Consider the following 14,372-nt stretch of genomic DNA (forward strand, 5'->3'; position numbering starts at 1 on the left):
GAGAACGGGGCCTCGAATCGCGTCGCCGAGCGGGCGTCGCGCGGAGGCCGGCATCCCCGCGGGCGCGGCGGCGAAGTGCGGTTCGGCCCGGCGCTTTGTCAGCGGCGACCGATAGGGTGGTCCGCAGCACCCGCCCGGCGCGCCTCACGCGCGCACTCAGGACAGGAAGTAACTCGAAGACGTGACCGACCAGAACGCAGGCGCTCCGGCCGCCACTCGACGCAGAATCTCCCCGCTCGCCATCACCGTCGTGCTGGTGGTGCTGCTGATCCTCGGCTTCCTCGCGGTCGCCTCGGTGTTCGCCGAGGTGCTGTGGTACCGCCAGATCGGGTATCTGCCCGTGCTCACCACGCAGTGGATCGCGGCGGGGGTGATGTTCCTCATCGGTTTCGCGGGCATGGCGGTGCCGCTGTTCTTCGCGATCGACGTCGCCTACCGCAAGCGCCCCGTCTACGCGCGCCTCACCGCGCAGCTCGACCGCTACCAAGAGCTGTTCGAGCCGCTGCGCCGGCTCGTGAAGTGGGCGCTGCCCGCCGTGTTCGGCCTGTTCGCGGGCATCAGCACGGCCACGCAGTGGCAGCGCGCGCTGCTCTGGCTCAACAGCGCCCCCACGGGCGAGACCGATCCGCAGTTCGGCTTCGACGTCTCCTTCTACCTCTTCGACCTTCCGATGCTGCAGGGCATCGTGGGCTTCGCCTCGGCGGTTACCCTCATCGCGCTCATCGCAGGCGTTGCCACCAGCTACCTCTACGGCGGCATCTCGTTCTCGGGTCGCGACGTGCGCGTGTCGAAGGCCACCCGCATCCAGGCGGCCGTGATCGCCACCCTCTACCTGGTGCTGCAGGCCGGCAGCCTGTGGCTCGACCAGTACGCATCGCTCGCCGACAACGGCGGCCGGTGGACGGGCGCCCTGTTCCAAGACGTGCATGCGGTGATCCCGGGCAAGCAGATCCTCGCGGGCATCGCCCTCATCGTGGCGGTGCTGTTCCTCATCACCGCGTTCACCGGCAAGTGGCGGCTGCCGGTCATCGGCACCGCGCTGTTCCTCGTCTCGAGCATCGTGCTCGGCATGGGGTACCCGTGGGCCGTGCAGCAGTTCCAGGTCGGACCCGACGAGAAGAGCCTCGAGGCCGAGTACATCGAGCGCAACATCGAGGCGACGAGGGCCGCCTACGGCATCGAGAACGTCGAGGTCGAGCGCTACGACGCCGTCACCGACGCCGAGCCGGGCGCACTGCGCAACGATGCGGTCACCACGGCGAACATCCGCATCATCGACCCCGAGATCGTGTCGCCGACGTTCGCTCAGCTCGAGCAGATCCGCCAGTACTACAAGTTTCCGACCACCCTCAGCGTCGACCGCTACGAGATCGAGGGCCAGGTCGAGGACACGGTCTCGGCGATCCGCGACATCGACATCAGCGACCAGGACGGCTGGTACAATCGCACCCTCGTCTACACCCACGGCTACGGCCTCGTGGCGGCGTTCGGCAACCAGCGCTCGCCGGGCGGCGAGCCCGTCTTCCTCGAGAACGGCATCCCGACCAGCGGCAAGCTCGGCAAGTTCGAGCCCCGCGTCTACTTCGGCATGAACTCGCCCGAGTACTCGATCGTGGGCGGCGAGCGGGATCGGGCCATCGAGCTCGACTTCCCCGCAGACGCCGAGAGCGCGGCCGAGGCCTCCGCAGAGGACGAGGAGGGCGCCGCTCCGGCCGAGGCCGAGGCGCCCGCCGAAGGCGAGACGGCTCAGGAGACCGAGGTCGTCGAGACCGAGGAGGAGGAGAGCGCCGGAGGCGGCGGTCGCCAGAACATGACGACCTTCTCGGGTGAGGGCGGGCCGGAACTCGGCAACCTCTTCACCAAGCTCATCTACGCGCTGAAGTTCCAGGACATGGAGGTGCTGCTCTCGGGCGCCGTGGTCGACGGATCGCAGATCCTGTACGACCGCCACCCGGTCGACCGCGTGCAGAAGGTCGCACCGTACCTCACCGTCGACGGGGCGCCCTACGCCTCGGTGGTCGACGGCCGCATCGTCTGGATCATCGACGGCTACACCACCTCGGCAGACTATCCCTACTCCGAGGTGACCGACATGAACGCGTTGACGGTCGACGCCGACAACGAGCGCACCGACCCGCTGTCCAAGCCGGTCAACTACATCCGCAACTCGGTGAAGGCCACGGTCGACGCCTACGACGGCTCCGTGAAGCTCTACGCGTGGGACGCCGAGGATCCGCTGCTCAAGGCGTGGGGCAACATCTTCCCGGGCACGCTCGAGAGCGTCTCCGAGATGAGCGGCGATCTGCTCGCGCACGTGCGCTACCCGAGCGACCTCTTCAAGGTGCAGCGCGCGATGCTCGGCGAGTACCACGTCACCGACGCCGACGCCTTCTACTCGGCCGAGGATCGCTGGCGAACGCCGAACGATCCCGTCTCGAGCGCGGGAGCGGGGGCGCAGGCGCTCGCCCAGCCGCCGTACTACCTGACGCTCGCGGCGGGCGCCGACGCCGAGCCGAACTTCTCGATCTACTCGACCTACATCCCCGACCAGCAGGGCGAGGGCTCGCGCGACATCCTCACCGGGTATCTCGCCGCCAACTCGAACGCCGGATCGCAGGCGGGCGAGGTCTCCGAGGAGTACGGCACGCTGAAGCTGCTGACGCTCCCGAAGGGCGACCCGATCCCCGGCCCCGGCCAGGTGCAGAACAGCTTCACGACCGACTCCGAGGTCTCGCGCCTGCTCAACATCCTGCGTCAGGGCGAGAGCCAGGTGATCAGCGGCAACCTGCTGACGCTGCCCGTCGGCGGCGGCCTGCTGTACGTGCAGCCGGTCTACGTGAAGGCGTCGTCGGGCACGAGCTTCCCGATCCTGCAGAAGGTGCTCGTCGCCTTCGGCGACCAGATCGCCTTCGAGGACACCCTCGACGCCGCCCTCGACGCGCTCTTCGGCGGCAACTCGGGTGCGAGCGCCGGCGACGGCGGCACCACCCCCACCACCGAGGATCCGGTCGACGGCGAGACCGGCGACGACACCGGCTCGGAGGACACCGGGGACGCGACGGGCGGCACCGGCGGTTCGACCGGGGGTGCGGTCTCGCTCGACGACGCGCTGCGCGACATGCAGCAGGCGATCCGCGACCGCGACCAGGCGATGCAGGACGGCGACTGGACCGCGTTCGGCGAAGCCGATGCGCGCCTGCGCACCGCTCTGGAGGAGGCGCTGGCGGCGGAGTAGGGCTCCGCACCGACGAGGCGGCCGGGTCGAGGGGGAACCCTCGGCCCGGCCGCCTTCGCGTGTGGGAGCTGCGCGGTGGCGCACGGGACTCCGCTCACATGAGAGCCTGAACGCACTGGGCGAAGATTCTCCCGCACGCCGGTGCGGGTCTATGCGGACTCACCCGCGCGCGCCGTTCCGAGCCGCGCAGAGGCGCGAATCGTTTCGCGGGCGTCGCCACGCAGACGGCCGTTCGACGCGGTGAGCGAGGGCTCCGGCGCGGGAAACGCAGCGGAAAAGCGAAGAGGCTCCCTTTCGGGAGCCTCTTCTCAACTGGTTGCGGGGGCAGGATTTGAACCTACGACCTCCGGGTTATGAGCCCGGCGAGCTACCGAACTGCTCCACCCCGCGGCACAAGAATTTACTTTACACGGCGCCCCGAGTGAATGCAAATCGGCCCGGAACACCGCCTGTGGACAGTGCGGATTCCGGTGCGCGGGCGGCGGGCAGGATCGGGGGAGATGCGTGCCGGTGCGGCGGGGCGGATCGAAACCCACACCGTCTCACCGAAGGGAACCTCATGAACCGCCTCGACCCGCCGCCGACCCGAAGGCCGCAGCTCCCGCCATCAAGCGGCATCCGCGATCTCATCGCACCACGATTCTGCGCGCCTCGCAGGCTGCTCCGCCTCGCCGGGCTCGCCGCCGTCGGAGCTATCCTCTCGGGCGTCGGCTTCCTCACCCCCGCCGTCCCGCAGAGCGGGGCGCAGGCAGCTAACGAGTGCGCGGTGACCGGAGCAGCGATCTCGAAGAAGACGGTCGAGAGCTCCGCGGGTTCCGTGCTCTACGACTACAAGCTGCGGCACTTCCGCTGGCACGCGGGTATCGGGGACTACACCCTCGAGCTCGAGCTCGCACCATCGGTCGCCGCAGGAGACCGCATCCGCATCGACTTCGAGAACGTGTACGCGGCGCGCCCGCCGTTCCTCGAGATCGACGGCACGCGGGTCGCGCGGAGCGTCGGCGGCGCAACGGCCTACGGAGCCGACGATCGGGCCTCGACGTGGGTGGACTACGAGTTCTTGCCCGCGGTCGACGGCCTTGTCGATCGGAGCGTGTCGATCTCGGCGTTCTACGAGTTCTACGGGCTCGGCGCTCCTCCGGTGCTGGGCGAGAACCTCGCGGGCCGCGTCTCGACCTGCATCCCCGTTCAGAACGGCGAGCTCGGCGTCGTGCTGGAGGAGCTCGCCCCCATGGGAGTCACCTCCGCCTATGCGGCGACGCCGGGCGCCGCGCTGATGTGGCAGCTGGCGCACCGCGCTGACGAGCCCGCCGCGTCCGAGGGCGGTCGTCGCATCGAGGTGGTGCTGTCGAACCCGCACGAGTACCGGCTCGACCCGCAGACGCTCCGTGCCGCTGCCTACGCGGTGAGCGAGGACCGCACGCGCCCGATCGTCGGCACGGAGCAGCATTTCGACTCCCACAACGGCATGACCGTGGAGGAGCTGCCGAACGGCGACGTGCGCGTGGGCTTCGTCGCCCCGAAGATACGTCAGCAGCAGCGATTCGTCGTGCACGTCACCGGCGGCTCCGCGATGACGGGGCAGAGTCTCGACCCGGCCAATCGACAGATCGCCGGAGCATTCCGAGTCGGCGATGGGGCACCGGTGCTCGTGACCTCCGACACCGGCTACGGCTCCGTGAGCGGTGGGGCGCGCACGGTCGGACCGCCCCTGTTCGAGAAGACCCTGGACGGCGACCGAGGGTACCTGCTGCGCATCAGCAACCCGTCTTCCGGCGCATCCGGCTACGTGGTGCGCGCCGGCACCGCGATCGACCGCTTCTTCGTGAACGGGCAGGAGGCGGCCGAGCAGCTGACCATCGTGGAGCCTTCGAGCGGCACGGTCGAGGGGAGCACCTGGGCCTACCCGTCGCTGCAGCCCGGCGAGAGCATCACCGCGTCGGTGCCGTTCGACTACGCCGCCTGGTTGGAGGCGGGCTTGCCGCGGATCGCCTCATCGGTCAACGCGTTCGGACTGCCGGGCATGGGCGAGTGCGTCGCGGGGGCGGTGCTGCTCGCCGAGGGTACCGAGTGCTCGCAGGTGGAGCTCGATGCGCCGCTGGGCCCGCCTCCGGCGCTGCAGATCGACAAGTCCCAGGTGGGGGAGGCGGTGTTCGCCGACGACGGCGCGTCGGCCACCGTGCGGTACCGGATCGCGGTGCGCAACGCCGGTGGCATCGACGCGTGGGCCGAGAGCCTGGTGGTGCGCGACATCTTCCCGGCGGACGCGATCGGGATCGAAGTGGTAGACCCGCCCGTCGTGATTGAGGCCGGATTGCCGGAGACGGGGGAGGCGGCCGTGCCGGCCGGGGCGCCCGCCGGCGTCTTCGATCCGGCCACCGGCCTGTGGGACGGCTTCTCGCTCAACGGCGGTGCGGTAGCCGCAGTCGAGTTCACGGCCGAGCTGCCGCTGGCGGCGGGGCCCGACGGCCACGGTGAGCACGTCAACCGTGCGACGGTCGAGGCGAACGTGCTGCCGCCCCGGACGGACGCCGATCCCTGCGAGGCGAACGAGACGCTCGAGACCGACCGCGACCGCTGCGACGAGGTGACGACGGTGCTCGAGAAGCCGCGGATCGCGCCGGCGGCGAGTCCCGAGCCCGGAGCGGCCGAGCCGCGGCCGACGGCGCCGAACCCCGTGTCCGAGGGGCCGGTCCCCGCGAAACGGTCGTCGATGCTCGCGGTGACCGGCGGCGAGCAGGGCCTGCTGCTGCTCTCAGCGGCCGGAGGCCTGCTGCTCGTAGGCGGCACCGCCATCGCGGGTGCCGCCGTCGTGCGCGACAGGAGGCGCCGAGCGAGAGGGAAGGGGTCCGGGCTGGGGTAGGGCCGCCCGTACAAGCGCGCGAGGCAGCCTTCCCCGCTGACCGGCGACTCGAGGCGGCGAGCAGAAACGGGATCCGCGCCGCGATCCGCAGCTGACACGCAGTGCTCGTAAATGCAATTCATAAGTTCGCAGGCCAGGGTAGGGGTTACGAGAAGGGAGCCCCCATGACGACCAACCCCGAGCACGACCACCCGGGCGCTCAGCACACCACCGGCACTCCTGCGGGGGCGGGTGAGGGCGCCGCATCGCCGCAGCAGCCCGCCTCCGCCGCGCCGGAGCAGCCGGCGCCGCACGCCACGCAGCCGACCACCCCGCTGCCCGAGAGCCTCGCGGATCAGCAGGCCTCGTGGCACGGGCAGCCGCAGGGCGCTCAGCCGCAGCATCCGACGCCGCTCCACGGACACGATCAGCACGCGCAGCAGGCATACCAGCAGCAGTCCTCTCCGAACCAGCAGGGCTACCCTCAGCACGACCAGCAGGGCGCCTACTCGCAGCCCGGCCAGCCGCAGCACCCGTCGCACGAGTCGCACGCGGAGCCGCAGTTCGCTCCGCAGACATCGACCACCGCGCACGCGCAGCCGAAGAGCCGCAGCGGTGCGCTGCTCGCGGGACTCGCCATCGGTGCGCTGCTCGGCGGCGTGGTCGGCGGCGGCGTGGCGGCCATCGTCGCCTCCAACGCGGCGCCGCAGACGGTGGCCGAGAGCGGCGGCACCGGCACGCTGACGCTCAACAACGCCGACAACGCGACGCAGATCTCGGGCGTCGCCGCGGTCGCCACCCCGAGCGTCGTCACGCTGCAGGTCACGAGCGACGGCGCCTCGGGGTCGGGCTCCGGCGTGATCTACCGCGAAGACGGCTACATCATCACCAACGCGCACGTCGTCACGCTCGACGGAGCCACCTTCGATCCGCAGGTGCGCGTCAAGCTGAGCGACGGACGCATCCTCGACGGCGAAGTGGTCGGCACCGCGCCGTACTCCGACCTCGCGGTGGTGAAGGTCGACGCCGACGGGCTGCCCGCGATCGAGGTCGCCGACTCCGACGAGCTCAACGTGGGCGATCTCGCCGTCGTCATCGGCGCGCCGCTCAACCTCGCGAACACGGTCACCAGCGGTGTCGTCAGCGCCGTCAACCGCGGCATCTCGGTCGGCAGCGCGCTCGTACCGCAGGATCCGACGCCCCAGGACGACGAGGGCAGCGGTGGAACCAGCCCGTGGGACTTCCGCTTCGGTCTTCCGGACCAGGGCGAGCAGCAGCAACAGCAGCAGACCACGGGCGGCACAGTGACGCTCCCTGTGATCCAGACCGACGCGTCGATCAACCCCGGCAACTCGGGCGGTGCGCTGCTCAACGGCAACGGCGAGCTCATCGGCATCAACGTCGCGATCGCCTCGCCCACGAGCTCGCAGGGCGTTGCGGGCAGCGACGGCCTCGGCTTCGCGATCCCGGTCAACCTCGCGACCCGCGTCGCCGATGAGATCATCGCGGGCGAGCAGCCCTCGCACGGCCTGCTCGGCGCCTCGGTCGCCGATTCCAGCCAGGACACCGACGAGGACGCGAACCACGCGGGCGGTCTGCTCGTCGACGTGACCCGCGGCGGCGCCGCCGACAGCGCCGGTCTGCGCGCCGGAGACGTCATCACGGCGGTGGACGGCGTGCCCGCGGTCGACGGCACCTCGGTCTCGGCCCTCGTGCGAATGCACCCCGGTGGCAGCACCGTCTCCATCGACTACACCCGCGGGGGTGAAGAACAGCAGACCGAGGCCACCCTCGGCACGCTGGAGTGGTAGCTCGACGCTAAGCTGAATCCGATGAGTACCGCCGGATTCAGCTTCGCGAGCGGCAACCTCGCCAAACTGCTCGCGCTTCCCAAATACCTGCTGTCGCTGCTCGTCTCGTGGTTCGTTCCGCGGGGCGAGCAGCGCTGGGTCTTCGGCAGCGGCATCGGAGTGGGCGAGGGAGCGCTGCCCCTCGCTCGAGCCCTGCGCGCCTCCGACCCCGATGCCCGCATCGTCTGGCTCGTGGCAGACGATGCCGAGGCCGAACTCGCCCGAGCGGAGGGCTTCGAAGCGGTGCCCCGCCGCGGCCGGGCAGGCTACTGGGAGACCCTCAGGGCGAGCCGCGTCGTGGTGACCCACGGTCTCGGCGACGCGAACCGCTTCGGCGTCTACGGCGCCACCGTCGTGCAGCTGTGGCACGGGGCGCCCCTCAAACGACTGCATCTCGACTCGCCCGTCACCACGGCGGTGCGCGGGCCGGCCCCGGTGCGGGCGCTGCTGCGCCGCATGTACCTCGCGGGCTCGCGCGAGATCGACCTCTTCGTCGCGGGCTCCGTCACCGCCGCCGAGCGGCTGCGCTCGGCGTTCCGGGTCGATCCGGGCAAGGTGCGCGTGCTCGGAGACCCTCGCGACGACGCACTCGCACAGCAGGCGCGCGACCCCGAGGCCGCGGCCGCAGCGCGAGCGCGGCTGCTCGAGGCCCTCGGCGAGGCCGGATCCGCCGTCGCCGACACCGACGTGATCGTGCTCTACGCGCCCACCTGGCGAGACGGGGATCCCGACCCCGCGGCGCCCGACGCCGCAGAGGTCGCGCTGATCCGGCGCACCCTCGCCGAGAGCGGCGCCCACCTGCTCATCCGCTCGCACCCCCTCGGCAGCGGCGCATACGAGCCGATGGTCGGCGAGCGGGTGCACCTGCTCGGCGCGGACCGCGTGCGCGACATCACTCCGCTGCTCGGCGGAGTCGACACGGTGGTCACCGACTACTCGTCGATCGCCATCGACTTCTCGTTGCTCGGGCGCCCGATCGTGTGGTTCGCGCCCGACCTCGAGCACTACACCGCCACCCGCGGCCTCTACGAGCCTCTCGCGGTGACGGCCGCGGGTCGCGTCGAGCGCGACTGGACTTCGGTGGCGCGCCGCCTCGCGGAGCTGAGCGGAAGCGTGCTCGCGGCGCGGGCGGCGCAGGCGGACGCGCGCTCGCTCGCCACCCGCTTCCACGCCCATCCGGAGGGGGGAGCGGCGGCGAGGGTGCTCTCCGAGATCATCCGGCTGCGCACTCCGCTGCGCGAACTCGTCACCCCCGCATCGGTGTTCTTCGAGAGCTTCTACGGGCGCCAGGTGAGCTGCAATCCGCTCGCCCTCGACCGCGAGATCTCCCGCCGCTTCCCGCAGCTGACCCGCTACTGGAGCGTCACCGGCGAGCGGCAGCGAGTGCCCGAGGGCGCCGTGCCACTGCTCGTCGGCGGCCGCGAATGGTTCGCGGCGCGGCGCACCGCCAGGCTGCTCGTCGTCAACGACTGGCTGCGCTACCGGTTCCGCAGACGCCGCGGCCAGACCGTGATGCAGACCTGGCACGGCACGATGCTCAAGCACCTCGCCCTCGGCCGCCCGAACGTGGGTCTGCGCACCCGCCTGGCGATCCGCCGCGAGAGCCGCCGCTGGAGTCTCCTGCTCTCGCAGAACCCCCACTCGACCGAGCAGTTCCGCTCGAGCTACGCGTTCCGGGGCGAGATCCTCGAGACCGGCTACCCGCGAGACGACCGGCTCGCCCAGGCGATGCTCGGAAGCGAGCGCAACCCGATCGCCGTGCGCACCGCGCGGGCGGCGCTCGGCATCGACCCCGACGCCCGAGTGCTCGCCTACGCGCCGACCTGGCGCGACGGCGGTCTCACGCTCGTCGACGAGCTCGACGTGCGCGCGCTCGCCGAGCAGCTCGGCGAGGAGTGGACCGTCGTGGCGCGCGGGCACACGCGCACGCACGCCTTCGGACGCTACGGAGGCGCGACCGCCCGGGTGGTCGACGCGTCGCAGCACCCCGACGTGAACGACGTCATCCTCGCGGCCGATCTGCTCGTCACCGATTACTCGTCGATCATGTTCGACGCCTCGATCGCGCAGCTGCCGACGGTCTTCTTCGTGCCCGATCTCGCGGCTTACCGAGACCGTGAGCGAGGCTTCACCTTCGATTTCGAGCGCGAGGCTCCCGGGCCGCTGCTGTCGCAGCGATCCGAGGTGGTCGAGTGCGCGCGGCAGCTCGCGGAGCTCGGCGTGGCCGCGGACTGGGTGCGACGGTCTGCCCCTGCTGCGGCGGCCTGGCGGGAGCGCTTCAACCCGCACGACGACGGTCGCGCCTCGGAGCGCGTGGTGAGGGCGCTCGTCGAGCGGGGCGCGCTCGGCTGAGCGGCGGGCGGTGCCGGCGGCCGCTCGCGTTCGTCCGGGCCGCTACACCCGCGAGCGGTCGACCACTCGGCCGCCGCCGAGAGTGATGCCCCGCAGAAAACCGGAGCCCCAGCTCAGGTGCATGGTCACGAGCGTCGCGGCGGTGAGCAGGTGGTCGCGCAGCCCGCGCTGATCCGGGATCCTGATCGTGGCGTACGCGATCCCGAGCAGGTACAGCGCGGCGGGTGCGAGCAGCAGCGACCAGGCGGAGCCCCAGGGCAGCACCCCGCAGACGAGCAGCACGAGGCCGACGAGACTTGCGGCGAGCCCGAGCACCAGGGCCCCAGGGGCGAAGAAGCGCCAGGGGTTCGCCCGCCCGTACCTCCGCACGAGCACGGCCCGCCATGTGCCGGTCGCGAAGAACTGCCGAGCGAGGTCGCCGAGCGAGGCGCGCGGCCAATAGGTGACGCCGAGCGCGGGCTCGAACCAGACGAGGCCGCCGGCGCGGCGGATCCGCAGGTTGAGCTCCCAGTCCTCGCCGCGCAGGATCGCGGGATCGTAGCCGCCGACGGCGTCGAGCGCCTCGCGACGGAAGATGCCGAGGTACGCCGACTCGGCGGGCGCCGCCGAGCCGTCGCCGTGGTACGCCCCGCCCCCGAGCCCGAACGGGCTGTTGTAGCCCCGGGCGATCGCGCGCTGCACCGCCCCGCGCCCCGCGGCCCGCATCACGCCGCCGACGTTCGCCGCGCCCTCGCGCCCCAGCGCCTCGATGCCGCGCCGCGTGTAGTCGGGGGTGAGCTCCGAGTGCGCGTCGACCCGCACCACGACGGGGTGGCGACTCGCCGCGATCGCGAGGTTGAGGCCCGCCGGGATGTGCGTCTGCGGGTTCTCAACGAGACGCACGCGCGCATCCGCCGCCGCGAGGGCCGCGGCGATCTCGTCGGTGCGGTCGCGGGACGGGCCGAGAGCGAGCACGATCTCCTTCTCGCCCGCGTAATCCTGGTCGAGGATCGTGCGCACCGCCGTCTCCAGATACCCCTCCTCGTTGAGCACCGGCATGACGTAGCTCACGGCGGGCAGCTCAGGGAGGGGCGGCAGGATCACCCCACGATCCTCCCACAGCCTCCGTGTCACGGGTCTCACGGGGACTGGCGATATTCTGGAGGGATGCAACTGGCGAAAGATGCGAAGCGCGCGGTGCGACTGGCGAAGCGCGTGCTGAAGGGACGACGGGCCTACTTCGAACTGCGCAACCTGATCCTCGAGCAGGGCCCCCTGCCCGAACAGCGCTTCCGCGTGGGCGTCTACTTCGCCGACAGCGACGTCAACATCTACCAGATGCGACAGTGGTACGCGCCGCTGCAGGAGCTCTCGAAGCACTGGCCGGTGCTCGTGCTCGCCCGCAACCCGGCCGGAGCTCGGCAGCTGATGCAGGAGAGCGGCCTCGACGTCGCCTTCGTGCAGAAGGTCACCGACCTCGAGCGGGTGATCGAGCAGCAGCCCCTCGACGTGATCCTCTACGTGAACCAGAACACGCGCAACTTCCAGATGATGCGCTACGGCCGACGCTGGCACGTGTTCATCAACCACGGCGAGAGCGACAAGATGTACATGACCAGCAATCAGTACAAGACGTACGATTTCGCACTGGTCGCGGGCGACGCCGCGCAGGCCCGCCTGTCGAAGGCGCTCTGGGACTACGACGTGGATCGGCGCACGATCCCGATCGGCCGCCCGCAGGCCGATCACCTGGGCGGCACCCCGCCGTTCGAGCCAGACGAGCGCACCGTCGTGTTCTACGCCCCGACCTGGGAGGGCGATCGGCCGGCGGCGTGCTACGGATCCGTGGCGACCCACGGCGAGGCCCTCGTGCGCGAGCTCATCGCCACCGGCCGGCACCGCGTGGTGTATCGGCCCCACCCGCGCAGCGGCGTGGTCGACTCCGAGTTCGGGGCCGCGAACACCCGCATCATCGCGATGCTGCAGGAGGCCAACCAGCAGGATCCGGCGGCGCAGCACGTGTACGACACCTCGCCCGCCCTCGGCTGGCAGCTGAGCCTGCCCGACGTCGCCATCTGCGACATCTCCGCGATGGTCTACGACCGCCTCGCCACGGGCAAGCCGCTCATGGTGACCCGCCCGGTCGCGCCCGAGGCCGAGGTCGACGAGGGCGGCTACCTGAGCGTGTGCGAGTGGCTCGACGCGGATCAGGCCGGCGATATCGCGGCGGTGCTGGACCGGGTGATCGGCGACGATGCGGCCCGCGAGCGGCTGGGCACGTGGTCGCAGCACTACTTCGGCGACACCTCGCCCGGGGCGCCGACCCGCCGCTTCCACGGCGCGATCGAGGGCCTGCTGGCGAAAGCCGACGAGTGGCGGCGGAGGCAGACGGCGGAGTAGCGGAGCCCCGCACGCGAGCCGCGGCCCCTAACCGCCGACGGGGTGATCGGCGTTGTAGCGATCCAGCACCTCGTCGATCGGCGCGTCGAGCGCGAGCCGCCCCTTGTCGAGGTACAGCCCCCGCGAGCAGAACCGTCGCAGATCGCCCTCCTTGTGCGAGACGAGGAACAGGGTCTTCCCCTGCGCGAGCAGATCTTCGATGCGCCGATAGCACTTCGCCCGAAACGCCCGGTCGCCCACGGCGAGCACCTCGTCGACGAGCAGCACGGGCTCGTCGAGCTGCGAGATGACCGAGAAGGCGACCCGCACCTTCATGCCGCTCGAGAGGTGCTTGAACGGGGTGTCGATCACGTCTTCGGCGCCCGCGAAATCGATGATGTCGGCGAAGCGCGCGGCGATCTCCTGACGGCTGAGCCCGTGCAGGCCCGCGGCGAGGTTGACGTTGTCGCGCACGGTCAGGTCGCCGACGAAGCCGCCGGTGATCTCGATGAGCGGAGCCACGCCGCCGTGCACGGTCACCGTGCCCTCGTCGGGCAGCAGCACGCCGGCGACGAGCTTCAGCAGCGTCGACTTGCCCTGCCCGTTGCGGCCCACCACGCCGATCGCCTCGCCGGGCCGCACCTCGAAGGAGACGTCGCGCAGCGCCCAGAACTCGCCCGGGCGATTGCGGCGCGACCGCCCCGAGAAGAGATCCTTGAAGCTGCGGCGTGAGCCCTTGTTGCGTCGGAAGCGCACCCCGAGCTTCTGCACGGAAATGATGGGCGGCGCATCGGGGGAGTCTGAGCGGCCGATGTTCTCGTCGAGTTCGTACATCGTGTCACAGCTCCTTCAGGACGCCGCCGGTGGAGCGTCGGAACACGAGCACGCCGATCACGAGGAAGAGGAGCGTGCCCAGGGCGGAGGCGCCCACGAGCGCCCAGTCAAGCTGGTCGGGGAAGAACCCGGCGCGGAACAGTGCGAAGATGCCCGAGAGCGGGTTGAGCCACGCGAGCGGCCGGGCGAACTCGGGCAGGTCGGCGGCGCCGTAGATGATGGGGGAGGCGTAGAAGAGCACGCGCAGGATCAGCTTCGTCGCGCGTTCGAAGTCGCGGAAGAACACGACGAGCGGCGAGACCAGCAGGCCGACCCCGAGTGTGAGCGTCGCGAGCATCAGCACCGCCAGCGGGAAGAGCACGAGCTCCCACCCGACGGTGGCCCCGGTCGCGATCGCGAACGCGATGAGCACGGGCAGGCTCAGCACGAACTCGACGCCCTTCGAGCAGACGATGCGACCCACCCAGATCCAGCGGGGCAGGGCTACGGAGCGCACCAGCTTCACGTCGCGCAGGAATGCGCGCGTCGAGTCGGAGACCGCCCCGTTGAACCAGACCCACGGCAGCAGGGCGGTCAGCAGGAAGACGATGTAGGGCGTCTCGCCGACGGACCGGCTGAACACCTGGGTGAAGATGAACCAGTAGATGAGGCTCATCAGCAGCGGATCGAGGATCGACCAGAGGTAGCCGAGCAGCGAGGTGGAGTAGCGAACCTTGAGATCGCGCCGGGTCAGCAGCCACAGCGACGACCAGGCTCGCTTGCGCGTCGACCGCGTCGACCGCGTCGACCGGGGCTCGGAGGAAAACGTCACACAGCCATTCTGCCGGTTTTTCGGGGTTCCGTCGGCAGGCGCGTCCACGGCGGCGCGCCCGCCGGGCGAACCCGTGGACGCGCCGCCGAC

Annotated in this window: 8 protein-coding genes and 1 tRNA gene; 5 read left to right on the top strand and 4 right to left on the bottom strand. The window is 70.9% G+C overall.

Features of this window, described 5'->3' with window-relative positions; translation table 11 throughout:
* Positions 1–181 precede the first annotated feature (181 nt).
* Entirely contained in the window at positions 182–3,235 is a 3,054-nt protein-coding gene (locus Leucomu_RS06260; RefSeq protein WP_128386690.1) for a UPF0182 family membrane protein, read from the top strand.
* A 313-nt stretch (positions 3,236–3,548) separates the two neighbouring features.
* On the opposite strand, the gene Leucomu_RS06265 is transcribed toward Leucomu_RS06260, so the two are convergent.
* Positions 3,549–3,625: transfer RNA gene (locus Leucomu_RS06265), tRNA-Met, on the bottom strand.
* A 376-nt stretch (positions 3,626–4,001) separates the two neighbouring features.
* On the opposite strand from Leucomu_RS06265, the gene Leucomu_RS06270 reads away from it, so the two are divergent.
* The 3 genes from Leucomu_RS06270 to Leucomu_RS06280 all read left to right on the top strand — a co-directional run bounded on the left by Leucomu_RS06270 (position 4,002) and on the right by Leucomu_RS06280 (position 10,279).
* Positions 4,002–6,098 carry a DUF11 domain-containing protein gene (locus Leucomu_RS06270; RefSeq protein WP_128386691.1) on the top strand — a complete coding sequence of 699 codons (2,097 nt, stop codon included), beginning with the start codon at positions 4,002–4,004 and terminating at the stop codon, positions 6,096–6,098.
* Positions 6,099–6,262: 164 nt separating this feature from the next.
* Positions 6,263–7,888, top strand: coding sequence for a S1C family serine protease (locus tag Leucomu_RS06275; protein ID WP_017884869.1), 1,626 nt, complete (start codon positions 6,263–6,265; stop codon positions 7,886–7,888).
* A gap of 21 nt (positions 7,889–7,909) precedes the next feature.
* Complete coding sequence (locus Leucomu_RS06280) at positions 7,910–10,279, top strand: CDP-glycerol glycerophosphotransferase family protein (protein WP_128386692.1); 2,370 nt, start codon at positions 7,910–7,912, stop codon at positions 10,277–10,279.
* A 42-nt stretch (positions 10,280–10,321) separates the two neighbouring features.
* Here Leucomu_RS06280 and Leucomu_RS06285 read toward each other — a convergent pair whose 3' ends face one another.
* The gene (locus Leucomu_RS06285; protein WP_051066226.1) at positions 10,322–11,317 is read right to left on the bottom strand and encodes a glycosyltransferase family 2 protein; all 996 of its coding nucleotides are present in this window, start codon (positions 11,315–11,317) and stop codon (positions 10,322–10,324) included.
* Positions 11,318–11,425: 108 nt separating this feature from the next.
* Here Leucomu_RS06285 and Leucomu_RS06290 point away from each other — a divergent pair, with 108 nt between their 5' ends.
* Positions 11,426–12,658, top strand: a complete 1,233-nt coding sequence (locus Leucomu_RS06290) for a hypothetical protein (RefSeq protein ID WP_128386693.1) — start codon at positions 11,426–11,428, stop codon at positions 12,656–12,658.
* Positions 12,659–12,685: 27 nt separating this feature from the next.
* On the opposite strand, the gene Leucomu_RS06295 is transcribed toward Leucomu_RS06290, so the two are convergent.
* On the bottom strand, positions 12,686–13,471 hold the full coding sequence (locus tag Leucomu_RS06295) for an ABC transporter ATP-binding protein (protein ID WP_017884872.1): 786 nt from the start codon (positions 13,469–13,471) through the stop codon (positions 12,686–12,688).
* Positions 13,472–13,475: 4 nt separating this feature from the next.
* Positions 13,476–14,282: an ABC transporter permease gene (locus tag Leucomu_RS06300; RefSeq protein WP_017884873.1), complete on the bottom strand. Its 807-nt coding sequence runs from the start codon at positions 14,280–14,282 to the stop codon at positions 13,476–13,478.
* Between the last annotated feature and the right edge of the window lie 90 nt (positions 14,283–14,372).

Origin of the sequence: Leucobacter muris, from assembly GCF_004028235.1 — a bacterium.
In the GTDB taxonomy this organism is placed as follows: Bacteria; Actinomycetota; Actinomycetes; order Actinomycetales; family Microbacteriaceae; genus Leucobacter; species Leucobacter muris.

Bases quoted from the DNA above. Each gene is read 5' to 3' on its own strand.
- Leucomu_RS06275 (WP_017884869.1), top strand. From the start codon at position 6,263: ATGACGACCAACCCCGAGCACGACCACCCGGGCGCTCAGCACACCACC.
- Leucomu_RS06280 (WP_128386692.1), top strand. From the start codon at position 7,910: ATGAGTACCGCCGGATTCAGCTTCGCGAGCGGCAACCTCGCCAAACTG.
- Leucomu_RS06285 (WP_051066226.1), bottom strand. From the start codon at position 11,317: ATGCCGGTGCTCAACGAGGAGGGGTATCTGGAGACGGCGGTGCGCACG.
- Leucomu_RS06290 (WP_128386693.1), top strand. From the start codon at position 11,426: ATGCAACTGGCGAAAGATGCGAAGCGCGCGGTGCGACTGGCGAAGCGC.
- Leucomu_RS06295 (WP_017884872.1), bottom strand. From the start codon at position 13,471: ATGTACGAACTCGACGAGAACATCGGCCGCTCAGACTCCCCCGATGCG.